1 protein-coding gene is annotated in these 1009 nt (G+C 71.4%); it reads right to left on the bottom strand.

Going from position 1 to position 1009, the window contains the following annotated elements; genetic code table 11:
• A partial coding sequence (locus ACWEBX_RS41480) for a M24 family metallopeptidase (RefSeq protein WP_451889826.1) occupies positions 1 to 608 on the bottom strand: 608 nt, incomplete at its 3' end.
• Between the last annotated feature and the right edge of the window lie 401 nt (positions 609 to 1009).

The following is a 1009-nucleotide window of genomic DNA, read 5'->3' as shown; positions in this document are numbered from 1 at the left end:
GTGCGGCCCGCCTTGTCGGTGCGGCGCAGCGGGGTGTCGTTGGCGGGGGCGATGTACGACTCGGCGTCCGCGCCGTCGATCCACTCGTGAGGGAACTCGCCCACCAGATGTCCGGCGTGCCAGCCGCCCAGCTCCCACCCGGCCTCGGCGGCCAGCCGCTCGACCTCGGTGTACAACTGCCTGCCGGTGATGTCGGGGCTGCCGGCGAAGTGCCGCTTGCCGGCGTCGAAGATCTGCGGCAGGTCGTCCCGCAGCCGGTGCTTGACCGGGTCGTCGCCGAGGACGAACGTGCGGCCGAAGTCGGCCTCGTACTCCTCGAAGATGGGCCCGAAGTCGGCGAACACGATGTCGTCCGAGCCGAGCACCCGGTCCGGCGGGTTCTCCTTGTACGGCTTCAGGGTGTTCGGGCCCGAGCGCACGATCCGCTTGTGCCAGTGCCGGGTGGTGCCGAAGAGCTCGTTCGCGAGGTCACGAACCTGGTCACTGACCGCCCGCTCGCCCTGCCCCGGCGCCACCAGCCCGCGCTCCTCGATCTCCGCGAAGAGCCGCTCGGCCTTCGCCTGCGCGTCCAACAGCCGTGCCACGCGCGTCTGTTCGTCATGAGCCATACCACGGAACGTAGAGTGCGCTGAACTTTCGAGTCAATCACATTGAACTCCAGCTCCGGTGCGGCCGACCAGGTCCGGCGTGGGCCCGCCGCGTCAGACTCCCACGACCACGACCGTCAGGACGACCGCGAGCAGGACGACGTACGCGGCGGAGTGGACGCGGTCCGGGACCCGGCCGGTGACCCGGCGCGCCACGGCGATGGTGGGCAGCGAGCCCAGGAGAAGGGTGGCGCCGGCGGTCAGGTCGACGTAACCGAACCGGCCCGTGGCGGCGGACGCGGTGGGGCGAGGGCGTAGACGAGGGTCCCGGCGAGGGCGACGGGCACGCTGAGGGGGTTGGCCGTGGCGGTCGCGTCGGCCATGGGAAGCCCTCTGCGGCGCAGGAGCGGAACCGTCATGAC

Source organism: Streptomyces sp. NPDC005070 (assembly GCF_053600395.1).
The sequence above is the reverse complement of the archived record's forward strand: the minus strand, read 5'-3'. Positions and strand labels throughout refer to the sequence as shown.